This window comes from Maribacter cobaltidurans, from assembly GCF_002269385.1.
Lineage (GTDB): Bacteria > Bacteroidota > Bacteroidia > Flavobacteriales > Flavobacteriaceae > Maribacter > Maribacter cobaltidurans.
Genome location: NZ_CP022957.1, coordinates 2,254,997 through 2,279,400, shown reverse-complemented (window position 1 = coordinate 2,279,400; position 24,404 = coordinate 2,254,997). Strand labels below are relative to the sequence as shown.

General features: G+C 39.4%; 20 protein-coding genes. 7 read left to right on the top strand and 13 right to left on the bottom strand.

All coding sequences use genetic code 11. The features are described 5' to 3' along the window. Nucleotide 1: 1 nt before the first annotated feature. Nucleotides 2-448 carry a hypothetical protein gene (locus CJ263_RS10065; protein WP_094997146.1) on the bottom strand — a complete coding sequence of 149 codons (447 nt, stop codon included), beginning with the start codon at nt 446-448 and terminating at the stop codon, nt 2-4. A 207-nt stretch (nt 449-655) separates the two neighbouring features. On the opposite strand from CJ263_RS10065, the gene CJ263_RS10060 reads away from it, so the two are divergent. Continuing rightward, nucleotides 656-3,172, top strand: coding sequence for a DUF3857 domain-containing protein (locus tag CJ263_RS10060; protein WP_094997145.1), 2,517 nt, complete (start codon nt 656-658; stop codon nt 3,170-3,172). Nucleotides 3,173-3,182: 10 nt separating this feature from the next. On the opposite strand, the gene CJ263_RS10055 is transcribed toward CJ263_RS10060, so the two are convergent. Both CJ263_RS10055 and tyrS read right to left on the bottom strand, forming a co-directional pair. Continuing rightward, nucleotides 3,183-3,572 carry a hypothetical protein gene (locus CJ263_RS10055; protein WP_094997144.1) on the bottom strand — a complete coding sequence of 130 codons (390 nt, stop codon included), beginning with the start codon at nt 3,570-3,572 and terminating at the stop codon, nt 3,183-3,185. A 45-nt stretch (nt 3,573-3,617) separates the two neighbouring features. Continuing rightward, nucleotides 3,618-4,916, bottom strand: a complete 1,299-nt coding sequence (gene tyrS / locus CJ263_RS10050) for a tyrosine--tRNA ligase (protein WP_094997143.1) — start codon at nt 4,914-4,916, stop codon at nt 3,618-3,620. Nucleotides 4,917-5,021: 105 nt separating this feature from the next. Here tyrS and CJ263_RS10045 point away from each other — a divergent pair, with 105 nt between their 5' ends. Further along, complete coding sequence (locus CJ263_RS10045; RefSeq protein ID WP_094997142.1) at nt 5,022-6,038, top strand: NAD-dependent epimerase/dehydratase family protein; 1,017 nt, start codon at nt 5,022-5,024, stop codon at nt 6,036-6,038. On the opposite strand, the gene CJ263_RS10040 is transcribed toward CJ263_RS10045, so the two are convergent. Genes CJ263_RS10040 through CJ263_RS10030 form a run of 3 tightly spaced genes read right to left on the bottom strand, consistent with a single transcriptional unit; the run spans nt 6,013 to nt 8,512 of the window. Then, entirely contained in the window at nt 6,013-6,450 is a 438-nt protein-coding gene (locus CJ263_RS10040) for a DUF4296 domain-containing protein (RefSeq protein ID WP_094997141.1), read from the bottom strand. The two genes, CJ263_RS10045 and CJ263_RS10040, sit on opposite strands and share 26 nt — an antisense overlap. Beyond that, complete coding sequence (locus CJ263_RS10035; protein WP_094997140.1) at nt 6,447-7,781, bottom strand: dihydroorotase; 1,335 nt, start codon at nt 7,779-7,781, stop codon at nt 6,447-6,449. The genes CJ263_RS10040 and CJ263_RS10035 overlap by 4 nt, the downstream gene beginning before the upstream one ends. Before the next feature lie 2 nt (nt 7,782-7,783). Beyond that, the gene (locus CJ263_RS10030; protein ID WP_094997139.1) at nt 7,784-8,512 is read right to left on the bottom strand and encodes a polyprenol monophosphomannose synthase; all 729 of its coding nucleotides are present in this window, start codon (nt 8,510-8,512) and stop codon (nt 7,784-7,786) included. A gap of 129 nt (nt 8,513-8,641) precedes the next feature. Between CJ263_RS10030 and CJ263_RS10025 the strand changes: the two genes are divergently transcribed. From CJ263_RS10025 to CJ263_RS10015, 3 genes are read left to right on the top strand one after another with little or no spacing between them, the layout of a single operon-like run. Then, nucleotides 8,642-10,312, top strand: coding sequence for an ArnT family glycosyltransferase (locus CJ263_RS10025; RefSeq protein ID WP_094997138.1), 1,671 nt, complete (start codon nt 8,642-8,644; stop codon nt 10,310-10,312). Beyond that, entirely contained in the window at nt 10,312-10,965 is a 654-nt protein-coding gene (locus CJ263_RS10020; RefSeq protein ID WP_094997137.1) for a DUF4271 domain-containing protein, read from the top strand. The genes CJ263_RS10025 and CJ263_RS10020 overlap by 1 nt, the downstream gene beginning before the upstream one ends. An 8-nt stretch (nt 10,966-10,973) precedes the next feature. After that, on the top strand, nt 10,974-11,717 hold the full coding sequence (locus tag CJ263_RS10015) for a uroporphyrinogen-III synthase (RefSeq protein ID WP_094997136.1): 744 nt from the start codon (nt 10,974-10,976) through the stop codon (nt 11,715-11,717). 76 nt (nt 11,718-11,793) lie between these two features. On the opposite strand, the gene pckA is transcribed toward CJ263_RS10015, so the two are convergent. The 4 genes from pckA to CJ263_RS09995 all read right to left on the bottom strand — a co-directional run bounded on the left by pckA (nt 11,794) and on the right by CJ263_RS09995 (nt 16,672). After that, nucleotides 11,794-13,410, bottom strand: coding sequence for a phosphoenolpyruvate carboxykinase (ATP) (pckA, locus tag CJ263_RS10010; protein ID WP_094997135.1), 1,617 nt, complete (start codon nt 13,408-13,410; stop codon nt 11,794-11,796). Nucleotides 13,411-13,671: 261 nt separating this feature from the next. Then, complete coding sequence (locus CJ263_RS10005) at nt 13,672-14,802, bottom strand: glycerate kinase (protein ID WP_094997134.1); 1,131 nt, start codon at nt 14,800-14,802, stop codon at nt 13,672-13,674. Continuing rightward, nucleotides 14,799-16,268: an SLC13 family permease gene (locus tag CJ263_RS10000; protein WP_094997133.1), complete on the bottom strand. Its 1,470-nt coding sequence runs from the start codon at nt 16,266-16,268 to the stop codon at nt 14,799-14,801. The genes CJ263_RS10005 and CJ263_RS10000 overlap by 4 nt, the downstream gene beginning before the upstream one ends. 14 nt (nt 16,269-16,282) lie before the next feature. Continuing rightward, complete coding sequence (locus CJ263_RS09995; protein WP_094997132.1) at nt 16,283-16,672, bottom strand: DUF423 domain-containing protein; 390 nt, start codon at nt 16,670-16,672, stop codon at nt 16,283-16,285. A 160-nt stretch (nt 16,673-16,832) separates the two neighbouring features. On the opposite strand from CJ263_RS09995, the gene CJ263_RS09990 reads away from it, so the two are divergent. Then, complete coding sequence (locus CJ263_RS09990; protein WP_094997131.1) at nt 16,833-18,206, top strand: saccharopine dehydrogenase family protein; 1,374 nt, start codon at nt 16,833-16,835, stop codon at nt 18,204-18,206. A 52-nt stretch (nt 18,207-18,258) separates the two neighbouring features. Further along, nucleotides 18,259-18,729: an Lrp/AsnC ligand binding domain-containing protein gene (locus CJ263_RS09985; RefSeq protein ID WP_094997130.1), complete on the top strand. Its 471-nt coding sequence runs from the start codon at nt 18,259-18,261 to the stop codon at nt 18,727-18,729. A gap of 51 nt (nt 18,730-18,780) precedes the next feature. On the opposite strand, the gene CJ263_RS09980 is transcribed toward CJ263_RS09985, so the two are convergent. The 3 genes from CJ263_RS09980 to CJ263_RS09970 form a co-directional block, all read right to left on the bottom strand. Then, on the bottom strand, nt 18,781-19,476 hold the full coding sequence (locus CJ263_RS09980; protein WP_094997129.1) for a zinc metallopeptidase: 696 nt from the start codon (nt 19,474-19,476) through the stop codon (nt 18,781-18,783). A 145-nt stretch (nt 19,477-19,621) separates the two neighbouring features. Then, a complete protein-coding gene (ald, locus tag CJ263_RS09975) occupies nt 19,622-20,722 on the bottom strand; it encodes an alanine dehydrogenase (protein WP_094997128.1) in 1,101 nt (366 codons plus the stop codon). 386 nt (nt 20,723-21,108) lie between these two features. Next, a complete protein-coding gene (locus CJ263_RS09970) occupies nt 21,109-24,315 on the bottom strand; it encodes a leucine--tRNA ligase (protein ID WP_094997127.1) in 3,207 nt (1,068 codons plus the stop codon). Nucleotides 24,316-24,404 lie beyond the last annotated feature (89 nt).

The following is a 24,404-nucleotide window of genomic DNA, read 5'->3' as shown; positions in this document are numbered from 1 at the left end:
ACTAATCTTGTTCCATAATATAATACAGACCTGGTCCATCGCAGGCCATCCACGTATTGTAAATTTCGATATTCGATAGGTATCTTAATGTTTCTGTGTCCTCTCCAGAACAATTTCCAGCTAAGTTTGCACCAGTAATGTAAGTGAGTTCCAAATAATCTGCATCGTCATTGTCAAACTCCACCATTTCAAATGTTCCCTTGGCCTCTGTTATAACACTATCCCGTTCCCTAGTTTTAAGAAAGGTCCCATCAGGATTGAAGACATAAGATTCCTGCCATTCCATATCATCTCCCTCTGTTGAAGAGTTCACCATACTACCAGTCATTTGAACAAGAACCCATTTCTGACTCGAAAACTGCAAGTCGGTGTCCTTAAGGACCAAGTCATCGCTGGTGCACCCATATACGAGTAGTAATCCCAAAAATATCGACAAGAACCTTTTCACTATAATAGAAGTTTAACGGACTACAAATGAAGATACTACAAATATTGATTGGTTGCGTTAAGGAAATGTGAAGTCTGATAAATTAAAATATCTAAGGTACAGTACATTTATCCCATAACAACGTTGATTATCGAATATTGATACTATCACTAAGATTACCACGTTATATTGCGGATATTTCTTACAATTCAAATAACATTTAGATTGATGCGCCTTTTCTGTTACTCTTTACTCTTTCTCAGCTTATCATTTTATTCAATAGCCCAAAAAACAACAAAAACCAACAATCCAGATTGGATTACTGTAAATACCGTTGATTTTAACAAAAGTGTTACAGAAGAAGGTGGTATTGCCTATTACCTTATTGACTATCAGGATAATTTAATCAACAAGGAACAATATGTCCATTTAATCTTAAAAGTTCTGAATTCTGAAGGAATCCAGGAAGCCTCGGATATAACGGCAACCTTTGACCCATCATTTCAATCCATTGAATTTCACAAGGCTTTAATAATTAGAGATGGGAGAACAATTGAAAAATTAAGTGAATCCAATATAAAAACATTTCAACGTGAAACCAATTTAGAACGTTCACTATATGATGGGTCCAATACAGCTGTTATCAACCTAAGTGATATACGAACTGGGGATATCATCGAATTTTCGTATTCCATTAAAGGTTTTAATCCTATAAATAAAGGCAATTATTCCAGTATGTTGTACCAAGAATATACTTTGCCAGTGGGAAAAATTTATCACAAATTAGTTACAGATGAGAAACAGCCTATTAATTATCAGCTCCTTAACAATGCAATTGCCCCGAAAATAGAAAATACTAGGTTCGGTAAAGAATACTCTTGGAAGATTGATGAGCCAGAGTACGTTCGATATGATTCAAATACACCATATTGGATGAATACTCAAAAAAAAGTATCTGTCTCAACTTTTAATAACTGGCTAGAAGTTACAGATTTGCTACTACCTCATTATAAAATATTACCAGAAAATTTGAAATCTCCAATATCCCGTGATAAGGATATCGACTCTAAAGAGGATATTATCATAAAAACAATAAGGTTTGTACAAGATGAAATTAGATATTTGGGTTTTGAGGAAGGAATAGGCGCATACAAGCCAAATGGGCCAAAGGCTGTGTTGGACCATCGATATGGTGACTGTAAAGATAAATCACTGCTTCTCTCTACACTATTACAAGGTGAAGGCATAACTTCATTTCCTATGTTGGTCAATACAGAATCCAACAGAAATTTGGAAACATTGGCACCGAGTCATAATTTATTCAATCATTGCATTGTTTATTTTGAACACGAGGGTAAAGAGTACTTTGTAGACCCCACAATTTCCAACCAAGGGGGCGATTTAAACCATTTATATACACCTGACTACCATAACGGACTAATTTTGAGGAAGAATTCTAAGAACCTTAAAAAAATACCGGAATCTCAAAAATCAAGATTAAACATTATTGAAGACATTGTTATAGACTCTATAGGAGGAAAAGCTAATTTTACGGTTAAAACCGAATATTCTGGAAATAAGTCAGATTACATGCGTTCTTACTTCAAGAGTAATACAGTTGAAAACATCGGTCAGGAATATCTAACCTTCTATAGCAATTTATATCCCAGCATTTCCTCTTTAGAACCTGTTAACTTTAAGGATGATTCAAGACCCTGGGAAAATATATTAACTACTTATGAATCATATTCCATCGATACCCCATGGGAAACAGACGAAAACGATGGCAATCTTTATTTCAATACTTATTCACTGGTTCTGGAAAGTCTTATTAATTATCAAGCCTCTCCGCAAAGAACCATGTCCTATTATGCAGGACTTCCATATTCATTTTCCCAAACTACAAGGGTTACGCTTCCAGAGGTGTGGTCAATAAATATTGACGACATTATAATAGATAACGATTTGTTCTCCTTTAGCAAAAAAACCAAACAGATAGGAAGAATTATAACTGTAAACTACAATTATGAACTTAAAAGCGAAGTTATTCCCGCAGAATTACTTAAAAATTTCCTGGCAGAACACGAAAAAATAAATAATGCTTTGGGTCTTCAACTTACATATACCCCTTTTGAAGGTAGTTCAAAGTATAGTTGGTTATCAATAATTATTGCATTACTAAGCCTAATTCTAAGCGGACTCCTTGGTTATAAATTATTTAAGGACTATGATCCTGAACCCGAATCCAATGACTTGGCTAACCCAAGAAGTTTTGGAGGTTGGCTAATTCTTCCAGCTATTGGATTGGTTCTTACCCCATTTATTGTTATTAACCAACTTTTTACTGCCGAATATTTTAATAAAGGTATTTGGGAGGGTTTTGAATTAGGTGGCTACGAAAATCATCAATTCTTAAATATATATCTTGGCTTTGAAATTTTCTATAATATTTCCTTTTTGGTATTTACCATTTTTGCCATTCTCTTGTTCTTTAAAAAAAGAACCAGTGCTCCCAAACTCATGATGGTCTTTTATTTTATGACCATGACCTTAACAATCATAGAATCCTTTGTTATGAACCAAGTAGGTATTCCAGACCCAACCGGTTCTAATGATATTTTTCGATCCATAATTTCGGCTGCCATCTGGATACCATACTTTTATAAATCAAAAAGGGTAAAAGAAACTTTTGTCAATACTTATGGGAATAAAGCCAAAAGGGTGGCTGAATTAACCCCTAACTAGTTTCTTAAAACTAAGGCCTAACAAAGAAATAAGCTACTTCGTCATCGGCAATATTGGGGTTGTCCAAATACACCAAGGACATTTGTTTTCCTTTGATCTCAAATTGATAACTAGTATCATCGGTAAAGGTCAGAATATTGTTTTGTCCCCCGTAATAATAATCCCCAGATTGCTTGAAAAATTGATTATCCCCGTCGTTGAAAACGGTGAGCTTATCGTTTTCTGTATCAAAAAACAACCGGGTTTCAGAGAAATCAATCTCCGGGTCAAAACCGCAAAAGCAGCTGATGTCCTGAAGGATCCACTCACCGTTGAGAGAAGTATCCTGAATTACCGGCCCATCGTCTTGATTACATGATATAAAAAGAATGGAAATCATCACCCAAAAAAATCGCTTCATAACAGAACTTTTTGGAAAGATGAAGAAACCAATAAAAGGTTGCCCCTATTCCGTTAGTTTAAGTACAAAATAATTCTTCTTGCCTCGCTGGAGCAAAACAAATTTCCCATTAATAAGGTCCTCCCTGCCAATGACATAGTTTTCCTTGACCTTTTCCTTGTTCACTGAAATAGAATTCTGTTTTAATTCCCTCCGAGCTTCTCCATTGGAGCCCAAAAAACCGGTTTGCGCAGACAATGCCCCAATCATATCCAAACCATTATCCAAAGAGGACATAGGAATTTCAGCCTGGGGTACACCTTCAAAAACATCCAAAAACGTTTTTTCATTTAACCCTTTGAGATCTTGCGAAGTAGACTTTCCAAAAAGTATATCACTGGCCTTTACCGCATTATCCAAATCTTCCTGTGAATGGACCATCACGGTAATTTCCTCCGCCAATTTCTTTTGGAGCAACCTAAGGTGTGGGGCTTCAGAATGCTGGGCTACAAGATCCTCAATCGCTTCTTTTGTAAGGAAAGTGAAAATCTTGATATATTTCTCGGCATCCGTATCCGAAGTATTCAGCCAATATTGATAAAATTTATAGGGGGAGGTCCTTTCGGCATCCAGCCAAACATTCCCGCTTTCCGTTTTTCCAAATTTGGTGCCATCCGCTTTCGTGATTAACGGGCAGGTAAGTGCATATCCTTTTCCACCACCTATTCTTCGAATCAACTCCGTACCGGTTGTAATATTGCCCCATTGATCACTGCCACCCATTTGTAGGGTACAGTTATAGGTTCTATATAGATGCAGGAAATCATACCCTTGCACCAGTTGATAGGTAAATTCCGTAAATGACATGCCTTCCTTTGCTTCGGCAGAAAGTCTCTTTTTTACGGAATCCTTCGCCATCATATAATTCACGGTAATGTGCTTGCCCACGTCTCGAATAAAATCCAGAAAGGAAAAGTCTTTCATCCAGTCATAATTGTTGACCAAAACCGCTGCGTTTTTCGCATCGCTCTCAAAATCCAAAAATCTGGCCAGCTGAGCTTTTAAGGCTTCCTGGTTGTGACGAAGGGTAGCTTCATCCAAAAGATTACGCTCCGAGGATTTTCCGGATGGGTCCCCTATCATTCCAGTGGCACCGCCAACCAATGCAAAAGGTTTATGCCCGGCCAACTGGAAGTGTCTTAACATCATTACCCCCACTAAATGACCTATGTGCAAAGAATCTGCCGTTGGGTCTATGCCCACATAGGCAGATTGCATTCCTTCCATAAGGTATTCTTCCGTTCCAGGCATTGCATCGTGCAACATTCCCCTCCATTCCAACTCCTTTACAAAGTTTGAAGCCATTTGATTTATTTCTTTTTGATTCCCTGCAAATATAAAAGGAAAAATGCCGCTGATCAACTTGAATTGGAGAGGAATTTATCCATGTGTATTCCCTAAATTTGAATTATGGTTTTAGTTACCGGAGGTACGGGCTTGGTGGGTTCTCACTTGATATTAAGATTGGTTCTATCTAAAATCAAGGTCAGGGCCATTTATAGATCTCAGGAAAAACTTCAGCAGGTAAAAAAAGTCTTCTCTTATTATCAGGATGATGTTCAGTCAATTTTTGACCAAATCGATTGGATCCAAGGCGATATTCTCGACCTTCCTTCCTTGGAATATGCCTTTTTGGATGTAAAACAGGTATACCATGCCGCCGCCCTAATTTCATTTGATCCCAAAGATTTTAAAAAACTAAGGAAAGTGAATGTAGAGGGAACGGCCAATATTGTAAATCTATGTATTCACCATAACATTGAAAAACTCTGTTACGTAAGTACTATTGGCACTATTGGAAGAAGTCTTCGTGGAAAAGAAGCCACGGAAGAAAATGACTGGAACGAATTGTATACCAATGTATACGCCCTCACAAAAAAATCTGCCGAAATGGAAGTATGGAGGGGTACCCAAGAAAATCTAGATGCCGTAATTGTAAATCCAGGGGTTATCATTGGACCAGGGTTCTGGGCAAATGGAAGTGGAAAACTATTTACTACGGTCAACAGAGGATATTCCTTTTATCCACCGGGGGGTACAGGATTTGTAAGCGTAAATGACGTAGTTCAAATTATGATGAAGTTAATGGAATCCTCCATTAAGAACGAAAGATTTATTTTGGTAGCCGAAAATCTTTCCTTCAAGGAAGCCATAAGCCTAACAGCGAAACATATAGAAAAAAAGATACCAAGTAAAAGACTTAAGAAATGGCAACTGAAAATAGGCAGGTATTTCGATTTTTTCAAGACCCTAATTACCGGAAAACCCAGAACCATTACCAAGAACTCCGTGTACTCACTTTTACATCCTGAAACGTATAGCAGCACAAAAATTAGGACGGCCTTAGGTTTTGAATTTGAGTCTGTAGAGCACAGTATTGCTTTTAGCGCCAAAAAATATATTACGGAACATCATTCTTCAAATTAGTGGAAGTCCCCAAGCTGTCTATTGCGGGTTTATTCTGTTTGCTTTCTAGATACTTCAGGCTATCAGCAACTTTTTTTTCTTGCTCCAATTGTATTCTTTTTTGCTCCAATATCGTTTCTACTTCGGTATAAATGGCTTCATATTCTAATGGTAAGGAGGCATAATAACGGTCGCTCTCCACAAATTGAGCACTATCAATTTTATACTTTTCAAAAACATAATTGGTAGGCTCTATCGCATTATCCTTTAATATTCCCAGGTTAGCACCTTTGGCCGCATTAATTAACGCCATGTCCCTTAATACCAAAATCATCTTATCCTTTGGAATAAGGTTCTCCGGTTCTTCTATTAATTTTTCACCACAAGAATAGGTGAAAAACACTATGAGCATGACAATTTTAATTCTTCTCATCTATTGAATGTGAGTCTTTTTGCGTTTCTTTTTTCTGATAATTTTCCGTTGTCATAGGCTAAATGTCCATTGACAAACGTATGGGTCACTCGGGCCCTAAAAGAATTTCCATCAAAAGGAGACCACCCGCATTTGTATAGTATATTTTCTCTGGAAACCTTCCAAGGAGCATTAAGGGATACCACGGCCAGATCGGCAAAATTTCCTTCCCTAATGAATCCCCTCTTTTCAATTTGGAATAATTTGGCGGGATTATGGCACATTTTTTCAACCATCCGTTCCAAAGAAATAACTCCATCCAAATGCTTTTCCAACATAGCAGGTAGTGCATGTTGAACCAAGGGTCCTCCACTTGGGGCACTGGTGTAGGGGTTATCCTTTTCTGCGAGTACATGAGGGGCATGATCTGTGGCCACTACATCTATCCTATCATCCAACAAGGCTTTCCAAAGTGTTTTGCGGTCCTGTGCCGTCTTCACGGCCGGATTCCATTTAATCAACGTTCCCTTGTCCAAATAATCTTTGTCTGAAAACCATAAATGGTGAATGCATACCTCAGAAGTAATCTTCTTTTCCTCCAATGGAATATCATTCCTGAACAAAGCTGTTTCCTTTCCCGTGGATAAGTGAAACACATGTAACCTGGCCCCTGTTTTTTTTGCTAAAGCTATAGCTCTTGAGGAAGATATATAGCACGCTTCCTCACTTCTAATAAGAGGATGGTATTGTATTGGGATATCCTCTCCATACTTCTCCCGGTATGCTTCTAAGTTTTTACGAATAGTGGTTTCATCCTCACAATGTGCGGAAATTACCATTTCTGTACTATTGAATATATTTTCTATAACCGCTTCATCGTCTACCAACATATTTCCTGTTGAGGAACCCAAGAATAATTTTATCCCTGAACAGGCATTTTTATCCAAGCGTTTTAATTCTTCCAAATTATCGTTGGTACCACCGAACAAAAAGGAATAATTGGCAAAGGAGGTTTCCTTGGCCATTGAGAATTTTTCCTCCAGTTTGGCAATCGTCGTAGTTTGCGGAACTGTATTGGGTTGTTCCATATAGGTAGTAATACCACCAGCAACTGCGGCCCTGCTTTCTGTGGCTATATTTCCTTTATGTGTAAGGCCAGGCTCCCTAAAATGTACTTGATCATCAATTATACCCGGTAAAACATATTTTCCTTCTAGGTCGATGACCGTTGCATCCTTGTCCGAAATATCGTTGGAAATGCGCAAAATATAATCCCCTTCCAGAAGAAGATCCAATTCCTTAATTGTCCCTTCGTTTACAACCTTGCCATTTTTTAATAGCGTTTTGTTCATGGTTAAAATTTATTTTTTTGAAAAAGACTACGAAGTTTCATCACAAAGACCCCCCAGATTGCTTCGCTGATAATAGAAGAACTCATCTTGGATTTTCCTTTTACCCTATCCTTAAAGATAATGGAAACCTCCTCTATTTTATAATTTTTGAGATATGCCCTAAACTTCATCTCAATCTGAAATGCATACCCAACAAAACGAACGGAATCCAGCTCGATACTCTCAAGGACATGTCTCCTGTAACAGACAAAACCTGCCGTTGGATCATGGACTCTCATCCCGGTTATCATTTTAACATAAAAGGACGCCCCATAGGACAACAAAACCCTGTACAGGGGCCAGTTGACTACGTTCACTCCCTTTTTGTATCTAGAACCGACCGATACATCTGCCCCTTTCTCACAGGCTTTTAGCAACCTTAATAAATCAGTTGGATTATGGGAAAAATCTGCATCCATCTCAAAAATATAATCATACTTTCTGGCAATGGCCCATTTAAACCCATGGATGTAAGCCGTGCCCAAACCCGATTTTTCTTCCCTGACCTCTAAAAAAAGACTACCCCCAAACTGTTTCTGTAATTCCCTTACGCGATTCGCGGTGCCATCTGGAGAGTTATCGTCTACAACAAGTACATGGAATTTTTTTGGCAACTGAAAAACAGCATTGATTATCGCATCAATATTTTCAATTTCGTTGAAAGTAGGAATGATTACAACACTATTGGACATCTATTTGGCTATATAATCACAAAAGTAATATTTTAATAATGGTGAAAAAACGGCGTGGTACCTTTAATCTCGATTTAAAAAAAGGAAAACAACCAGAAGTTTGTAATTTTACACCTTTAACGACTGCGAATGTTCGAAAAAACCCCAAAGCAATTTTATTATTTCCTTGCTGCTTTTTTTGTTCTGAATTTAGTGCAATCCTCTTTCACGGAGTTAATATTCGATGAAGCTTACTATTGGTACTATAGTCAAAATATGGCCTGGGGGTACTTTGACCATCCTCCCATGGTTGCCCTGCTCATAAAAATAAGCGGTCTTATTTTTAATGGTGAACTTGGGGTTCGCTTTATGAGTTGCGTAATTTCTACGGTCAACCTTGTTTTACTCTGGTTACTTATAGATAAACCAGAAAAGAATGGATACATACCGCATTTTTTTCTCTTGGTATTTTCAATGACCCTATTAAATGCGTACGGATTCTTTACACTTCCAGACACCCCCTTGCTGTTCTTTACCTCCTGCTTTCTATTGTCTTATAAACACTTTTTAAAGGCCGAAAAAATTACTACGGCAATTGTATTGGGAATTTGTATGGCTGCACTGATGTACAGTAAATACCATGCCGTACTTGTTATTTTGTTTGTGTTGCTTTCCAACTTAAAATTGGTTAAGAATAGGTATGCATGGTTGTCAGTCTTAGTGGCGTTAATCTGTTATGTACCTCATTTTTATTGGCTTTACGAGAACGATTTTGTGAGTATTAAATATCATTTATATGAACGCCCCAATGATGCCTATTCATTTGAAAAGTATACGTTGGGCTTTTTTGTGAATCTGATCGCCATATTTGGGCTTACCTTTCCTTTTATCTACTATGCCCTCTATAAAACCAAGAGCAAGGATTTATTTAATAAGGCTCTTTTATATCTGGTATATGGAGTTATTCTTTTCTTCTTTATTTCAAGTTTCAACAGGAGGGTGCAAACACAGTGGATTATAGTCATTTGCATACCTCTGGTCGTCATCGTCTATAACTATATGTTGGGGCATAAATCTGTGCTCAAATGGATTATCAGATTGGGAATCGTGAATGCCGTTCTAATTCTTTATCTAAGATTGGGACTTGTTCATCAACCCCTGCTTTTCAACTTTTATTATGAAAGTCACGGCAATAAAGTTTGGGTCAATGAAATCCACGAAGAGGTTGGCGACATACCCGTGGTTTTTGAAAACTCCTACCGAAATGCCCCTATGTATGAATTTTATTCTGGAGGGATACCTACATTTTCCCTAAATAATGTCATGTATAGGAAGAACCAATATTCCATAGATAACTCAGAAGAACGCGTTAGGGGTAAAAAAGTAGCTTACCTTTCCAAGTATATAAATGATAATACATTTTCCTATACCAAACCAGATGGATGGGTGTACAAGGGCAAATACATTCCGGAATTTAATTCCTATAGAAAGCTGGAATGTATACTTGAAGAGGAAAGTGTATCATTGGGCAGTTCAGGGTATCATCTTAAAATAGTAAACCCGTATGATGTTGATATTGAACTATCAAAACTTAAATTTTCAATAGCCTATTTGAGTCCCTATAAAAATACCTTAAGTTTGAAACCGGTGACACCAACGCCCTTGGAAAAGGGCATGGAAATTTTATCCAAAAAAGATACGACCGATTTTTCCTTGGAGATTCCTGATTATAATCAGGAAAAAGTAGGCTACATTAGGGTGGTAATTTCGGAAAATGGGCTTTATCCCGGTCTTAATGGAAAACCAATACCAGTTCATTAATGGAGCCGATTACTAGGATTACTCAAAATATAGATTGGATTACATTAGTGCTATTGGTAAGCCTGATATTGATGGTCATTGCCAAAAAGATTTTCTATACCCGCTTTTTAAATTTTATCATTTTACCTTTCAACAACAAGTACATTATTATGTACAATAAAAAGGAGAAGCTTTTCAATTGGTTTCATATACTGCTTACAGTTTTTCAAATAATAAACATTTCCCTCTTTTTATATTTGACATGGCGTGCTTATTCAAGTCCGGAAATAAAGGTTCCAAATGTGACTTTTTTTGTAATTCTCGGATTCATTTTTCTTTTTGTTTTGACCAAAATGTTCCTACAACTAGGAAATGGTTTTATATTTGGATCCTACGGTACCATTAACGAATTACTGTTTAAAAAAGCCTCGTATTTAAATTATAGCAGTATCGTTCTTTTTCTAGCCAATATACTTTTGAGTTTTGTATACATTAACTCAATGACAGTAGTTTTATCAGCGATTGTCCTTTTTATTATCATTAATATTATTGGCTGGGTTACAGTGGTTAGGATTCATCAAAAATTCATTAGTTCCTACTTTTTCTATTTTATTTTGTACCTTTGCGCACTCGAAATTGCACCCCTTATAATAATGGGAAGCTTTCTAAAATAGTGTGTCTTATGAAAGTAAAAACAATTTTGGTCTCTCAGCCTGAGCCTAAAATGGAAAACTCTCCCTATTCCAGGCTCATCGACAAAGAAAAGGTAAAGGTTGACTTTAGACCCTTTATCCATGTTGAAGGAGTAGATGCCAAAAGCGTACGTCAACAAAAAATTGATTTAAAGGATTTTACGGCAATTATACTTACAAGCCGAAACGCAGTAGACCATTTCTTTAGAATAGCGGAGGAGATGCGTTTCAAGGTGCCGGACACCATGAAATATTTTTGTCAATCAGAGGCTGTAGCATACTATCTTCAAAAGTATGTGGTGTATAGAAAAAGAAAAATCTATGTAGGAAAACGTTTGTTTTCCGATTTAGTTCCACTGATAAAAAAATATAAGGACGAAAAGTTTTTGCTACCTTCTTCCGACGTTTTAAAACCCGATGTTCCTGAAACCTTGAATGAGTTGGACATCAATTGGAAACGAGGAATTTTTTACAAGACGGTCATCAGTGATTTATCAGATTTAAGGGATGTTTACTATGACATTTTGGTCTTTTTTAGTCCATCAGGTATTGAGTCCCTACTACACAACTTCCCTGATTTTAAGCAAAATGATACTAGAATTGCGGTTTTTGGCAATTCTACCGTTGAGGCAGCTACCGGTGCCGGACTTAGAATTGACATTAAGGCTCCCACTCCGGAGACTCCGTCCATGACCATGGCGTTACAAAAATATATCACGAACGCGAACAAATAAATTGCGTTACATCAAATACCAAAAGGCCCTGCAGATTGCAGGGCCTTTTTAGTTTTATTTTCTTGTAACTTATAGATTAAAACGCATATCTCTGCGGACCTCCCCGTCTTATCTCCTCATTGGCATACTTTTCAAACTTTTTAAAATTTTCCCTAAAGGCGTTAGAAAGCTTAAAAGCGGTCGTATAATACTTCTCATCATCGTTCCAAGTTGCCCTTGGGCTCAGGACACTGGTAGGAACGCCTGGGCACTCTCTAGGTTGGGCCACTCCAAATACGGAGTGGATATGATAGGTATTGTATGAATAAAGACCCAAGTCTCCATTAAGCGCCGCCCTGATCATGGCACGAGTGTATTTAAGTTTCATTCGGGTACCAATCCCATAAGGACCGCCGGTCCAACCCGTATTGACCAACCATACATCTACACCGGCCTCTTTCATTTTTTTGCTTAACATCTCGGCATATTTCGTGGGATGCAATGGCATGAACGGCGCACCAAAACAGGCGGAAAAAGAAGGTTGAGGCTCCACCACGCCAGCCTCGGTTCCAGCAACCTTTGCCGTATACCCTGAAATGAAATGATAAGCGGCCTGACTGGGCGTTAGCTTGGAAATGGGAGGCAGCACCCCAAAAGCATCGGCTGTTAAAAAGAAAATATTCTTTACATTTTTCCCTATAGAGGGCTGTTGGATATTATCAATATGGTAAATGGGGTAGCTCACCCTTGTATTCTGTGTTATGGAGGTATCGGTAAAATCTACATTGCCATTTTCATCCAAGATTACATTTTCCAAAATGGCTCCCGGTTTAATGGCATTGTAAATCTCGGGTTCCTGTTCCTCGGAAAGATTGATGACCTTGGCATAGCATCCTCCCTCAAAATTAAAGACAGTGTTCCTACTGGTCCATCCATGTTCATCATCCCCTATCAATTTTCTCTCAGGATCCGTTGACAAGGTTGTTTTACCGGTTCCGGAAAGCCCAAAGAAAATGGCCGTATCCCCTTCTTCACCAACATTTGAAGAGCAATGCATGGGCAAAGTTTCCTTAAATACCGGTAAAATAAAATTCAGCGCTGAAAAGATTCCTTTTTTTATTTCACCTGTATATCCCGTACCTCCAATAAGAGCTACTTTCTCCGTAAAGTTTAAAATGGCAAAATTATGCTGTCTTGTGCCATCTTCCTCCGCAATTGCCCTAAATCCAGGTGCATTGATCACCGTCCATTCCGGAGTAAAATTTTCCAACTCTTCATCCGTGGGACGTAAAAACATATTATAGGCAAACATGTTGGACCAAGGATATTCATTTATGACCCTAATATTTAATTTATACTCAGGGTCTGCGCACGCATAGCTGTCCCTAACAAACAACTCTTTTTTATTCAAATAGGCAATAACCTTATTGTATAGCGCATTAAATTTTTCCTGTTCGAACGGAATATTTACGGGTCCCCACCAAACTCTATCCTTGGTAATATCATCCTTAACGATAAAACGATCCATAGGAGACCTACCCGTAAATTCGCCCGTATTGACTGCAAGTGTACCATTATTGGTTTCCACCCCCATTCCTAGGTCCAGGGTTGCCTTTTGTAGTTCCTCTGGTGTTTCCTGATAATGAAAATTATCATGAAGGATTCCGTAATTCTTTAGTGAGATTGTTCTTTGTTTGGAAGACGAACTTTGCATAATAGGTACTGTTTTAGTATTCAAAGCTATTAAATTTAGCGCTGAAGCCCTTGAAAATCAACAGGTATTCGTACTGTTTTCGGTAAGAAATATGAAATTCACGATAAACCAATAAAAATTCGATAAATAAACTATGGAATTTCCATTCTTTTGTACATTAAATGCACTAAATCAATTTAATAATTATCTATTTAGAAAATAATTAATGAATAACTGATAATTTCATAAATATAAAACGTAGGGATTTGCTGAAAAAAATTATTAAACCAATTCCTCAAAGTACCGTGAAATTTTCTCCTCCAATAAGATAGAGGCGTTTTCCATGTTGTATTCCAAGCTCTTTCCTGTATCGCGGATTTCAATAACATCAATAACTCCTTTAGAAGTAAGTTCATTTAATGGAACATCCAACATTCCACAGACGGCCAAAACTGGAATCTGGTATTTTTTTGCAAGTTCGACTACGCCCTCGATCAATTTTCCGCTCAGAGTTTGTGCATCTATCTTGCCTTCGCCCGTAATTAGGTAATCAAACTTCTCCTCGACCAAAACTTGTTTCACCCCGGATACTTCCAATATAAAATCTACGCCACTTAAAAATTCAGCATTCAAAAAAGCCTTTAGTCCAAATGCCGTACCCCCTGCAGCTCCAGATCCGGGAAGGTCTGAAAAATCCTTCCCCATACTACCAATCACAATTTCAGAAAGGTTTCTCAACCCCTGATCAAGTTCTTCAATCATACTTTTGTCCGCTCCCTTTTGCGCTGCATAAACATAAGCGGCCCCATTCTCACCAAATAAAGGATTCTTTACATCGTTCACGGCATAGAAACGAACCTCCGAAGTATCTACACCATGTACCGGTTTTACAATATCATGGATTTCACTTAAATGTTTACCAATAGGTTTTAGGGAAGCTCCATCCCTATCCAGAAAATCATATCCTAGCGCTTTGGCAATTCCAATTCCCCCATCATTGGTAGCACTTCCACCAAGCCCCACGTAAATAGATTTTGCCCCTCTTTTTAGAGCATCTTCAATATGTTGCCCTGTTCCATAGGTAGTGGTCAAACCGGCATTTCGTTCCTTGGGTTGAAGCAGTTCCATACCTGAGCTATTGGCCATTTCTATGTAGGCCGACTGGGTCTGCCCATCATACAGATACATAGAAGAAATTTTTCGTCCCAAAGGGTCTAATGTCTGCATCTTTACCTCGGAGCAATTTCTATATGTTTTGATGGCTTCCAAGAATCCATCCCCTCCATCCGAAGCTTTCACAAAATGAAAATGGGAATTCTCCGTGACCTTTTCAACACCCTTTTTTATGGCCTTATAAACTTCTTCGCTCGTTAAGGAGCCCTTAAACTTATCAGGTATGATTAGTAATCTCATTTTTTAAGATTTTGGGGGAATACATTAATGACAATATCCCACAATTCAGGCAGGACAAAATAGACGAAAAGGCTCAAAACTATGATGGACGTAATGTTCATAAAGAATCCCTTTTTCACCATATCTGGAATCCTTAAATATCCGGAACCAAATACAACAGCATTGGGCGGGGTGGCAACGGGCAACATAAATGCGCACGAGGCCGCAACTGCAGCACCCACCATTAAAACAAAGGGATGTACATCAATGGACAACGCCATGGGTGCCAAAACGGGCAACAACATAGCCGTTGTGGCCAAGTTTGAGGTAATTTCCGTTAAAAAATTTACTGCTGCTATCAGCACCAAAACCAGTAAGAATATGGGCAAACCGGATAGTGAAGCCATTTGTCCCCCTATCCAAACGGCCAGGCCACTTTCCTCAAAACCTTTGGCCAAGGCCATACCACCTCCAAACAATAATATAATTCCCCAAGGCATTTTTACTGCTTCCTCCCAATTGATAAGTTGTTCCCCTTTTTTCTTCGCTGGAATCAAAAAAAGCAGTACGGCGAAAAAAATAGCGATTATAGTATCATCAAGACCAGGTAAAAGCTTTTGCAACAAAAAGGAACGTGTAATCCAACAAAAAGCCGTTGCAGCGAAAACAATGGAAACCAACTTTTCCTCGTAGGAGATTTTTCCTAGGCTCCTTTTAAGTCTTTGTATTTCTGCCCTACCTCCAGGAAATTCTACCTGTTTAAAGGAAAATGCGTACCGAGTCAAATATTTCCAACAAATAAAAATCAGTACAATGGAAATGGGGAGTCCAAAAATAAACCATTGCATAAAGGTGATTTCATAACCGTAAGTATCCAAAACCACTCCTGCCAAAACCAAATTTGGGGGTGTGCCTATCAAGGTGGCCATACCCCCTATGGAGGCACTATAGGCAATGGCCAGCATAAGCGATTTTCCAAACAACAGGTTTTCGTCCTCTACAGTAGCCGGATTATCTTTTAATTGTTTAATTATGGCCAATCCGATAGGAAGCATCATCACGGAGGTCGCGGTATTGGAAATCCACATGGACAAAAAAGCTGTGGCTACCATAAAACCCAAAATAATTTTTCGGATATCGGCACCGATCAAATGAATTATGTTCAGGGCGATTCTTTTGTGCAGGTTCCATTTTTCAATGGCTATGGCGATGACGAACCCCCCCATGTACAGGAATACGTACTTATGCCCAAAAGACCCAGAAGTGGCAGAAAGGTCCAACCCCCCGGAGAGCGGAAAAAGCACAATTGGCAAAAGTGCCGTCACAGCAATGGGAATCGCCTCTGTTATCCACCAGATGGCAATCCATGCGGTTGATGCCAAGACAGCGTTTGCTTCTTTTGACAATCCTTCTGGATGAAAAAAAAGAAGAATCAATACAAAGGAAAGAGGCCCTAATATAAGTCCCAATAGTTTTGCCTTATTCATACCTTACAAGGAGTTTAATTTAATTTGGACCTATACAATTGATATCCTAGATATCCCCACGCCGCAAGCAACAACGAACCACCAATAGGGGTAATAAACCCGATTGACTTAAAGTCAAAGGTGGTGATACTGTTCAAGGCCAAAAAATAAATAGAAAAAGAAAAAAAGACCACTCCGGTCAGAACCAATCTATAAACAATTCGTTGTGTCCTTTCTGAGATACCCGGTAAGATTCCTAAAATAAACAGGAAAAAAGCATGGTACATTTGGTAACGAACACCCGTTTCAAAAGTGCTCACAGCATCAGGTTCTACCAATTTCTCCAATCCATGTGCTCCGAAAGCACCTAAGGCAACCGCCAAAAAACCAAGAACGGAAGCGGTAATCATAATTCTTTTCCTCATATGCTCTTATATCAAAATAAATTCATTTTTAATTTCAATTTACACATTTGTTTTACAATCATTCAAAGTTGATTTTATAACTTTATCGATATATATTTTTATATATATAACATATTGATACTTTAGTAAACTGAATTTAAACCAAAAGTAACTAATAAGCATGGTGCGCAAAATTTTGATTGTCGGGGCAGGAAAATCCACTTCTTTTTTGCTGGATTATTTATTGGAAAAATCAGAAACTGAAAATATAAAGATTACCATTGGCGACCTGGATACCTCTGCCATTTCTGAAAACATCAAGTCGCACCTCAATTGTTCCGTAATTGCTTTGGACATCTTTAAGGACAATGAAAGGATATCCGCCATACAAGAAGCGGATTTGGTCATTTCCATGCTACCCGCCAGATTCCACATCAAAATTGCAGAAGATTGCCTTACCTATAAAAAACACTTGGTAACCGCATCATACATAAGTCCGGAACTCAATAAATTAAATGAAAAAGTTAAAGAAAGCGGTTTGGTATTTATGAACGAAATTGGTCTGGACCCTGGCATTGACCACATGAGCGCCATGCAGGTAATTGACCGTATACGAGAACAAGGGGGTAAAATTTTGTTGTTCGAATCCTTCTGCGGTGGACTGGTAGCGCCAGAGTACGATAACAATCTATGGAATTACAAATTCACCTGGAACCCTCGTAATGTAGTACTTGCGGGACAGGGTGGTACGGCCAAGTTCATTCAAGAGGGCACATATAAATATATTCCATATCACAAACTGTTTCGTAGGACCGAATTTTTTGAGGTGGAGGGTTACGGTAAATTTGAAGGATACGCTAATAGGGATTCTTTAAATTACAGGGAAGCCTATAGTCTACAGGATGCCTTGACCATCTACAGGGGAACCATGAGGCGTGTGGGTTTTTCAAAGGCTTGGAATATTTTTGTCCAATTGGGAGCTACGGATGACACCTATACCATTGAAAGTTCAGAAGATATGACCTATAGAGAATTCATAAATCTCTTTCTTCCCTACTCTCCAACAGACTCCGTGGAACTGAAATTAAGACACTATTTAAAAATAGACCAGGACGATAGTACATGGGAAAAACTCGTGGAACTCAACCTTTTCGATAATTCGAAAAAAATTGGAATTCCCAATGCCACTCCGGCTCAAGCACTCCAAAAAATATTGGAAGACCAATGGACCTTGAAGGATAAGGAAAAGGATATGATCGTGATGTACCATAAGTTTGGTTATGAGCTCAAGGGCGAAAAAAAACAAATCGACTCCAAACTGGTGGTTATTGGTGAGGACCGTGTCCATACGGCCATGGCAAAGACCGTAGGTTTACCCGTTGCAATAGCCGCATTAAAGATTTTAAACGGGAAAATCACTACACCTGGGGTCCAAATTCCTATTGCCAAAGAAGTCTACGAACCCATTCTAAAAGAACTTGAAACCTTGGGCGTCAATTTTAAGGAATACGAAGTCCCTTATTTGGGATATAACCCTGATTCCGTAGCAAGTTAATCACATATTCAAGGTATTTATGTAATTTTGATTTCAATTTGAAATCGTATTCATGAAGTCGGATAATAAAATTGCCAAGATAGACGGTATTGACAAAAAAATACTAAGGTTTTTGATGGAGGATGCTAGAAAACCGGTACTGGAAATTGCCCGAAGCATCGGTATTTCCGGGGCGGCCATACACCAAAGGTTACGTAAGCTGGAAGCTTCGGGACTTTTAGCCGGTTCCAAGTTCATTATCAACCCCAGGGCCATGGGCTATACTACTATGGCGTATATCGGTATTTATCTGGACAAGGCCATGAGCAATCCGGCCGCGGTGAAACAATTGGAAAAAATTCCAGAAGTATTGGAATGTCACTACACTACAGGGAATTGGTCGATTCTAATTAAAATTCTCTGCAAGGACAACGAACATTTGATGCATGTGCTCAACAAGGAAATCCAACAAATTGAGGGAGTTTCCAGAACAGAAACCTTTATTTCATTGGCCCAACAAATAGACAGACAGATAACCATATAAAAAAAGGCCATCCCGTTTTGGGAAGGCCTTTTTAAACTTTCATATTATCGGTTAATCGCGTCCACCAAAAACCTGAAGTCCCCAATAGACCAATGTAGCCAAAGAACCGATAGCAGCTACCAAATAGGTTCTGGCCGCCCATTTCAAAGCATCTTCAGAGCCTTTGTATTCGGACGGTGTAAGCATATTTTTGTTCTTTAACCAGGCCAAGGCACGATTACTGGCGTCATATTCAACAGGTAGGGTAATGAAGCTAAACAGCGTCGCCATTCCCATCATGATCAAACCAGCTACGGCCACCCAATATCCAAATCCTACACCTGCTGCAGCCCCTAGCATCAATCCTCCAAAAACGACCCATGTAGACATTCCTGATGTTACACTGACTACGGGAACCAATTTAGATCGCATGGTCAACCACTCATAGGCCTGAGCATGTTGCACGGCATGACCACATTCATGGGCCGCCACTGCAGCGGCAGCAGCGTTGCGTTGACTGTACACGCCTTCACTCAGATTTACGGTTTTATTCTTAGGGTTGTAATGGTCGCTCAACATTCCAGGAGTGGAAACCACTTTTACATCACGGATGCCATGGTCCGCCAACATTTTTTCGGCAATCTCGGCCCCGCTCATGCCATTTTGTAAATGTACCTTGGAGTAATGCTTAAATTTACTTTTTAAGCGGCTGCTAACTAGCCAACTGACCAAAGCAATGGCACCGATTAATATATAATATCCCATCATAACGTTTCAATTTTTAGTTTCAATAAATATACATAAGATTCCTATTGAATGCGGAATCATCTATTGAAAAGCAAAAACCCCGCCAAACCCAATAAATGATATTATTGCGCCTGATGGGGCTTTTTTAAACTGACATTTTGTACCGTTATGCGAAAACTTCCTTCCAGCCAAAGGCCTCAATAATTTCCTCGTAAACCACTTTGCCGGAAACAATATTCAAGCCTTTGTTAAGGGAAGCATCCCTTTTACAAGCCTCTTCCCAACCCAAATTGGCCAATTTTAAAGCGTAGGGCAAGGTAACATTCGTCAAGGCCATGGTAGAAGTATAAGGCACGGCCCCGGGCATGTTTGCGACGGAATAATGAACCACGTCGTCAATAATGTAAATGGGATCTTCGTGTGTGGTAGGCCTTGTAGTTTCAACGCATCCGCCCTGATCAACTGCCACATCCACGATTACGGTCCCGGGTCGCATTTCTTTCAACATATCCCTTGTAATCAAGTTAGGAGCCTTGGCACCCTTTAGCAATACACCTCCAATTATTAAATCGTGGGTCTTGATATGTTTTCTGATATTGAATTCGTTAGAAAATTCGGTTACCACATGGGGTGGCATTACGTCGTTCACATAGCGTAAACGCTTCATGTTGATATCCAAAATGGTTACGTGCGCTCCCAAACCAGCTGCCATTTTAGCAGCTTGTATACCAACAACTCCTGCTCCTAATACCAATACCTTCCCTGGCGCCACACCTGGCACACCTCCTAAAAGTACACCTCGGCCTTTGACAGGCTTTTCCAAATATTTTGCTCCTTGCTGAATGGCCATTCTTCCCGCAACTTCAGACATTGGGGTGAGTAACGGCAAGGTACCCTCTTCATCCTCAACGGTTTCATAGGCGATGCAAATGGCCTTTTGTTTGATCATGGCTTTGGTCAACGCTTCGCTGGAAGCAAAGTGAAAATAGGTAAACAGGATTTGTCCTTCCTGTATGAGGTCGTATTCTTCTTCTATAGGTTCCTTGACCTTTACAATCATCTCGCTCATGGCGTATACCTGTCCAATGGTATCCAGAATAACCGCACCGGCCTGTTGATAATCCTTATTGAAAAAACCGCTACCTTCCCCTGCTTCGGACTGTACATACACTGTATGGTTGTTCTTTACCAATTCAAAAACTCCGGCCGGTGTCATACCAACCCTGCTTTCGTTGTTCTTAATCTCCTTTGGAATACCCACTATCATAATGGTCAATTTTTAAATTACGGGGTAAAGGTGCGATAATTTTAATTTTTAAGGAATAAATATTCGATAAAAGGAGGGGTTAATTCAATTAAAGTCTATTTTTTGACAACATACCCCATTAAATTTAGGGGGGTATGTTTAAAATAATTTGTTTTTAAAACAAAATACCCTCCAAATTCAATAGAAAGATTGAAGAAGGAGAGTATGATATTAAAAAATCTACTGCGGCCCATTTCAATTATAACATACTGCCTCCTCGAGCACAATAGAGAGGTAACCCGATTTTTCCAATATAAAATTAGGTCTCGAATTGAAGTTTATCTAGGGCGTAGTCGAAAGACTCGACCTAACAAAAACTAATATACTTCGCTCTACTTAAAAGCGCGCTACCCTACGATGTTCACAATTTTACCAGGGACCACAATGACCTTTTTGGGCGTTCTTCCCTGTAATTGTTGTTGGGTTTTTTCATGGGCCATCACGGCAGCTTCAATTTCCTCCTTGGTCATCTCCATAGGCAGTTCCATTGTAAACCGCATTTTACCATTAAAGGAAATAGGATACTCCTTGCTGCTTTCTATCAGGTACTTTTCCTCAAATTTTGGGAAAGGAGCTGTAGCAATGGATGTAGTATGTCCCAATTTCTCCCAAAGCTCCTCCGCAATATGGGGAGCATATGGAGAAACCAAAATAGCCAAAGGTTCCAAAATTGCCCTGCTATTGCATTTTTGCGCGGAAAGTTCGTTGACACAAATCATAAAGGTTGATACCGAAGTATTAAAACTGAAGTTTTCGATATCCTCCTCTACTTTTTTTATGGTCTTGTGTAGGGTCTTGAAAGCCTCCCCCGACCCCTCCGAAGGAGGGGTGTCCGACACGAAGAATTCTCCATTAGGACCGGAGTGATAAAGCCTCCAAAGTTTTTTCAAGAAAGAATGTACCCCAGTAATCCCTGCCGTATTCCAAGGCTTGGATTGCTCCAGGGGCCCTAGGAACATTTCGTACAACCTTAGACTGTCCGCTCCATATTCTTCACAAATGGCATCAGGGTTGACCACGTTGTATTTGGATTTGGACATTTTTTCGACTTCACGACCGACAATATAATTTCCTTCTTCATAAAAAACTGAATTGTCGAACTCCTCTCTCCAATTGAGAAAACCTTCTTTGTTAAGCTCTTCAGAAGCATTTACCAGAGAAACATCTACATGAAGGGCTATTGGAGTTAATTCAAAAACATTCTGTGATACATTTTTATCTATACCATTAATACTTTTATAATCAGAAAATTTCTGTTCAATCCAGTTTTCAAATTCTATATAATCTTTCGTTTGTTCGACAATTTCAAACTTCTCTTTAGACAAAATCAATAGAAAATCAGGTTGAACCGGATAGGCTCTGGTTTTGTCTTCCTTCTCCAAATCTTGAGGTGTGTTGTAATGGCTAAATGAAACCCAAAAACCATATACAAAAGCACTCGTCCCGGTAATCATTCCCTGATTGATCAACTTTTTGGCAAACTCGTCCTTGGGGACCAATCCTTTATCGAACATAAACTTTTGCCAAAAACGGGAATACAACAAATGCCCCGTAGCATGTTCGCTACCGCCAATATATAGATCCACATCCTGCCAATAGTTAATGGCCTCCTGGGAAAAAATTTCCTCATCGTTATGCGAGTCCATATAGCGATTGAAATACTGGGAACTTCCGGCCCAACCCGGCATGGTGTTCAATTCTAATGGAAATACATTCTTATGATCAATACGTTCATTATTCACTACTTCCGCCTTGAGGCTATCCCAGGCCCATTCCGTAGCATTGCCCAAAGGAGGTTCCCCTGTTTCTGTTGGGAGGTACTTTTCCACTTCGGGTAAGGTAATGGGTAAATACTGCTCTTCAATCATCTGAGGCATACCATCCGCATCATAATAGACCGGGAAGGGTTCGCCCCAATACCGTTGTCTGCTAAAAACCGCATCGCGCAAACGATAATTCACCTTTCCTTTTCCCTGTCCTATTTTTTCAAGTTCAAAAATGGCGTGTTTTACCGCTTTTTTGTAGGGAAGCCCGTTCAAGAAATCGGAATTGGCGATTACGGTATTATCCTTATCGGCAAAAGCTTCCTCTGAAATATCCACCCCTTTGAATATATTGGGAATAGGAATATCAAAATGTTTCGCAAAATCATAATCCCGCTGATCACCACAGGGAACGGACATCACAGCGCCAGTTCCATAACCCGCCAACACATAATCCCCAATCCAAATGGGCACCCGCTCTTTGGTGAAGGGATGCTCAGCATAGGCGCCCGTAAAGGCACCTGTGATGGTCTTAACATCCGCCATGCGATCTCGTTCAGAACGTTTCGCCGTAGCCTCGATGTAGGCCTCAACCTCATCCTTTTGTTCAGGGGTCGTGATTTTGGACACCAGTTCATGCTCCGGTGCCAAAGTCATAAAAGAAACTCCGAAAATGGTATCGGGCCGGGTAGTGAAGACCTCTATTTCGTATGGGTGATTGAGCGGAGTCGAAATCACATTTTCGTCACTTCGGCTACGCTCAGTGACCGTATTGTTCAAAACTTTGAAAGTGACAGAAGCTCCTTCAGAACGCCCAATCCAATTGGTCTGGGAGTCTTTAAGTGGTTGCGGCCAATCGATTTTATCCAGCCCGTCCAACAAACGTTGGGCGTAGGCCGTTATCCGCATACTCCACTGGGTCATTTTCTTCCGAATCACAGGATGGCCACCACGCTCTGAAACCCCGTTTACAATTTCATCATTGGCCAAAACCGTACCCAAGGCAGGGCACCAGTTGACTTCGGTATCAGCTAAATACGTAAGTCGATATTTTAAAAGTAAGGCCTGTTTTTCCTTGGAGGAAAATGCATTCCATGTTTCCGCAGTAAAATCAGGAGTATCGTCATCACATATCGCATTCACCGTGGTATTTCCTTCTTTTTCAAAAATCTGGATCAAACTTTCTATGTCTTCTGCCTTATCTGTATCAATATTATACCAGGAATTGAACAATTGAATAAAAATCCATTGGGTCCATTTATAATAACTGGGGTCCGAAGTACGTACTTCCCGGCTCCAATCAAAGGAAAAGCCAATTTTGTCAAGTTGCCTCCTGTAACCTTTAATTATATTGTCTCTATAACCGTTATCATTAATAGACACCTTTTTTGATTTGTCTATTAATGCTACTTCTTTAATGCTTCCATCCTCATTTACGTACTTCGATAGAATATTTCCTTTCGTATCTAAACACCCTTCAATATTAATTTCTGTGGTATTTCTTGGATGCTGCCCTGTTTGGATTGCGTATTGCTCCGCCGGCAATCCAAATGAATCATAGCCTTGCGGATGCAACACATTAAATCCTTTATGTCTTTTATAGCGCGCATAGATATCACTGGCAATATATCCTAGCGGATGCCCCACGTGTAACCCCGCTCCAGAGGGATAAGGGAACATATCCAAGACATAGAATTTTTCCTTTTCGGAATCATTTTCTGCCTTAAAAGTTTGGTTTTCCGCCCAATATTTTTGCCACTTGGCCTCAATTTCGTTGAAATTGTAATTCATCATCACAGTACTAAAAGTTTGACCGGTACGGGTTGCACTTACTAAAAGTCGCCACTCTAGGCCAGAATTTCGTTAGGGCACAAAAATAG

Excerpts from the sequence above, each read along its gene's own strand:
- CJ263_RS10060 (WP_094997145.1), top strand. The coding sequence starts at position 656 with ATGCGCCTTTTCTGTTACTCTTTACTCTTTCTCAGCTTATCATTTTAT.
- CJ263_RS10055 (WP_094997144.1), bottom strand. The coding sequence starts at position 3,572 with ATGAAGCGATTTTTTTGGGTGATGATTTCCATTCTTTTTATATCATGT.
- tyrS (WP_094997143.1), bottom strand. The coding sequence starts at position 4,916 with ATGGCTTCAAACTTTGTAAAGGAGTTGGAATGGAGGGGAATGTTGCAC.
- CJ263_RS10045 (WP_094997142.1), top strand. The coding sequence starts at position 5,022 with ATGGTTTTAGTTACCGGAGGTACGGGCTTGGTGGGTTCTCACTTGATA.
- CJ263_RS10040 (WP_094997141.1), bottom strand. The coding sequence starts at position 6,450 with ATGAGAAGAATTAAAATTGTCATGCTCATAGTGTTTTTCACCTATTCT.
- CJ263_RS10035 (WP_094997140.1), bottom strand. The coding sequence starts at position 7,781 with ATGAACAAAACGCTATTAAAAAATGGCAAGGTTGTAAACGAAGGGACA.
- CJ263_RS10030 (WP_094997139.1), bottom strand. The coding sequence starts at position 8,512 with ATGTCCAATAGTGTTGTAATCATTCCTACTTTCAACGAAATTGAAAAT.
- CJ263_RS10025 (WP_094997138.1), top strand. The coding sequence starts at position 8,642 with ATGTTCGAAAAAACCCCAAAGCAATTTTATTATTTCCTTGCTGCTTTT.
- CJ263_RS10020 (WP_094997137.1), top strand. The coding sequence starts at position 10,312 with ATGGAGCCGATTACTAGGATTACTCAAAATATAGATTGGATTACATTA.
- CJ263_RS10015 (WP_094997136.1), top strand. The coding sequence starts at position 10,974 with ATGAAAGTAAAAACAATTTTGGTCTCTCAGCCTGAGCCTAAAATGGAA.
- pckA (WP_094997135.1), bottom strand. The coding sequence starts at position 13,410 with ATGCAAAGTTCGTCTTCCAAACAAAGAACAATCTCACTAAAGAATTAC.
- CJ263_RS10005 (WP_094997134.1), bottom strand. The coding sequence starts at position 14,802 with ATGAGATTACTAATCATACCTGATAAGTTTAAGGGCTCCTTAACGAGC.
- CJ263_RS10000 (WP_094997133.1), bottom strand. The coding sequence starts at position 16,268 with ATGAATAAGGCAAAACTATTGGGACTTATATTAGGGCCTCTTTCCTTT.
- CJ263_RS09995 (WP_094997132.1), bottom strand. The coding sequence starts at position 16,672 with ATGAGGAAAAGAATTATGATTACCGCTTCCGTTCTTGGTTTTTTGGCG.
- CJ263_RS09990 (WP_094997131.1), top strand. The coding sequence starts at position 16,833 with ATGGTGCGCAAAATTTTGATTGTCGGGGCAGGAAAATCCACTTCTTTT.
- CJ263_RS09985 (WP_094997130.1), top strand. The coding sequence starts at position 18,259 with ATGAAGTCGGATAATAAAATTGCCAAGATAGACGGTATTGACAAAAAA.
- CJ263_RS09980 (WP_094997129.1), bottom strand. The coding sequence starts at position 19,476 with ATGATGGGATATTATATATTAATCGGTGCCATTGCTTTGGTCAGTTGG.
- ald (WP_094997128.1), bottom strand. The coding sequence starts at position 20,722 with ATGATAGTGGGTATTCCAAAGGAGATTAAGAACAACGAAAGCAGGGTT.
- CJ263_RS09970 (WP_094997127.1), bottom strand. The coding sequence starts at position 24,315 with ATGAATTACAATTTCAACGAAATTGAGGCCAAGTGGCAAAAATATTGG.